A 2,336-nucleotide genomic window follows, 5' to 3' on the forward strand; every position below is an offset into this window, starting at 1 on the left:
CGGTTGAAGACCTTCACCAGCAGGTGGTTCTTCTGGTCGAGGGCGCCCTCGACCTTCTGGCGCAGGATGTTCTCGTCGAAGAGGTCCTGCACGCGGATGCCGACGCGGTTGATCTTGTCGGCGTACGCCGGACCGATGCCGCGACCTGTGGTGCCGATGTTGCGCTTGCCGAGGAAGCGCTCGGTCACCTTGTCGAGGGTGCGGTGGTACTGCGTGATGATGTGCGCGTTCGCACTGATGCGCAGCCGCGACGTGTCGATGCCGCGGGCGTTCAGCGCCTCGATCTCGTTGAACAGCACCTCGAGGTCGACGACGACCCCGTTGCCGATCACCGGCGTCACGCCGGGCGACAGGATGCCCGACGGCAGCAGGTGCAGCGCGTACTTCTCGTCGCCGATGACGACGGTGTGGCCGGCGTTGTTGCCGCCGTTGAACTTGACGACCAGATCGGTGCGCTCACCGAGAAGATCGGTGGCTTTGCCTTTGCCCTCGTCCCCCCACTGAACTCCGACGATGACGATGCCTGGCATTTCAGCCCCCCGGGTGGTCTCGAACGGGTTACACCCCACCCTATCGTGAAGCCCCGAGCCGACCCTGGACGTCGGCTGGCCTGTGACGTCAGGCGACGGGGGTGGCGGGGACATTGCTCACGCGACGGGCGGCTCGCCCGGGCGCAGCCAGTCGCCGGACTTGCCGCCGGACTTCGCGACGATCCGCACGTCCGAGATCGACGTGCCCTTGTCGAGACCCTTGACCATGTCGACGACGGCGAGCGCCGCGACGCTGACCGCGGTCATCGCCTCCATCTCGACGCCGGTGCGGTCGGCGGTGCGCACCGTCGCCTCGATCGCGATCCCGGCATCCTCGATGCGCAGGTCGACGGTCGCGCCGTGCACGCCGATGATGTGCGCGAGCGGCAGCAGCTCGGGGGTGCGCTTGGCGCCCGCGATGCCCGCGATCCGCGCCACGGCGAGCACGTCGCCCTTCGGCACCGAGCCGTCGCGCAGCGCGGCGACGACGTGCGGGGCGCAGTTCACGAACCCGCGCGCGGTCGCCTGCCGCACGGTGGGCTGCTTCTCGGTGACATCCACCATGCGGGCGTTGCCTGCGGCATCCAGGTGCGTGAAGCTCATAGAGCAAGTGTGACGGATGCCGGAGGAGACGAACATGCGTGCTGCCGTGGTGACGGTGTCGGACAGGTCGAGCAGCGGCGCGCGGCCGGATGCCTCGGGGCCGGTCGCCGTCGAGGCCCTGCGCGAGGCGGGCTGGTCGTGCGACGATGCCGTCGTCGTGCCGGACGGCGCGGACAGCGTGGCTGCGGCGCTGCGCGCGGCGGAGGATGCCGGCGCCCGGCTGATCGTCACCTCCGGCGGCACCGGGGTGGGTCCGCGGGATTCGACCCCGGAGGGCACCCGCCAGGTGATCGAGCGGGAGCTGCCCGGGATCATGGAGGAGCTGCGCCGAGCCGGGGCATCCGACACCCCCATGGCGCTGCTGACCCGCGGCGTCGCCGGGGTGGCCGGTCGGGCCCTCGTGGTGAACCTGCCGGGGTCGCCCCGCGGGGTGGCATCCGGGATGCCCCTGGTGCTGCAGCTCGCCGGGCACGTGATCTCCCAGCTCGACGGCGGCGACCACTGACCCCGCCCCGCAGGCGCCGCGCCCCGGGCTTCATCCGCCGTTCAAGGGTCACGATCTGCGGGTGCGGCCAGCACATCGTGACCCTTGAACATCACCTGTTCAGGGGTCACGATCTGTCGGTACAGGCAGCAAGTCGTGACCCTTGAGCATTCGTTGCGCTCACGGTGACGACACTCTGCTGTGTTCAAGGGTCACGAAATGTGGGTGCGGGCAGCAGATCGTGACCCTTGAACAGAAGAGGGGTGGGATGCCGGAGCGGAATGCGGGGCGGGATGCGGGGCGGGATGCCGGGGACCGCGGGATTCGCGGGAGCGCCGGCCGCGCGGGGGGGCGCGGAGTTCGGCGGGAACACGCGGATCGGTAGGCTGGAGGGCATGTCCAAAGTCCTCCAGTCCCTGCCCGTCGGCGAGCGCGTCGGCATCGCCTTCTCCGGTGGCCTCGACACCTCCGTCGCGGTCGCGTGGATGCGCGACAAGGGTGCCATCCCCTGCACCTACACGGGCGACCTCGGACAGCCGGACGAGACCGACATCGAGGCGATCCCGGGCCGCGCCGCGCAGTACGGCGCCGAGGTGTCACGACTCGTGGACTGCAAGCCGATGCTCGTCGAAGAGGGCTTCGGCGCCCTCGCGTGCGGCGCGTTCCACATCCGCTCCGGCGGCCGCACCTACTTCAACACCACGCCCATCGGCCGCGCC

At 70.3% G+C, this 2,336-nt stretch carries 4 protein-coding genes; 2 read left to right on the forward strand and 2 right to left on the reverse strand.

Annotation, left to right across the window (positions count from 1 at the left end; all coding sequences use genetic code 11):
• A partial coding sequence (locus tag VJR25_RS09080) for an adenylosuccinate synthetase (protein WP_324114651.1) occupies positions 1–530 on the reverse strand: 530 nt, incomplete at its 3' end.
• A gap of 117 nt (positions 531–647) precedes the next feature.
• A complete protein-coding gene (gene moaC / locus VJR25_RS09085; RefSeq protein ID WP_324114652.1) occupies positions 648–1,133 on the reverse strand; it encodes a cyclic pyranopterin monophosphate synthase MoaC in 486 nt (161 codons plus the stop codon).
• 34 nt (positions 1,134–1,167) lie between these two features.
• Here moaC and VJR25_RS09090 point away from each other — a divergent pair, with 34 nt between their 5' ends.
• Together VJR25_RS09090 and VJR25_RS09095 are read left to right on the forward strand one after the other, a co-directional pair.
• Positions 1,168–1,638 carry a MogA/MoaB family molybdenum cofactor biosynthesis protein gene (locus VJR25_RS09090; protein ID WP_324114653.1) on the forward strand — a complete coding sequence of 157 codons (471 nt, stop codon included), beginning with the start codon at positions 1,168–1,170 and terminating at the stop codon, positions 1,636–1,638.
• 374 nt (positions 1,639–2,012) lie between these two features.
• Positions 2,013–2,336: argininosuccinate synthase domain-containing protein (locus tag VJR25_RS09095; protein ID WP_324114654.1), on the forward strand; the 324-nt coding region annotated here is incomplete at its 3' end.

It is taken from the genome of Microbacterium sp. (assembly GCF_035277845.1).
Taxonomy (GTDB): Bacteria; Actinomycetota; Actinomycetes; order Actinomycetales; family Microbacteriaceae; genus Microbacterium.

Bases quoted from the DNA above. Each gene is read 5' to 3' on its own strand.
- moaC (WP_324114652.1), bottom strand. From the start codon at position 1,133: ATGAGCTTCACGCACCTGGATGCCGCAGGCAACGCCCGCATGGTGGAT.
- VJR25_RS09090 (WP_324114653.1), top strand. From the start codon at position 1,168: ATGCGTGCTGCCGTGGTGACGGTGTCGGACAGGTCGAGCAGCGGCGCG.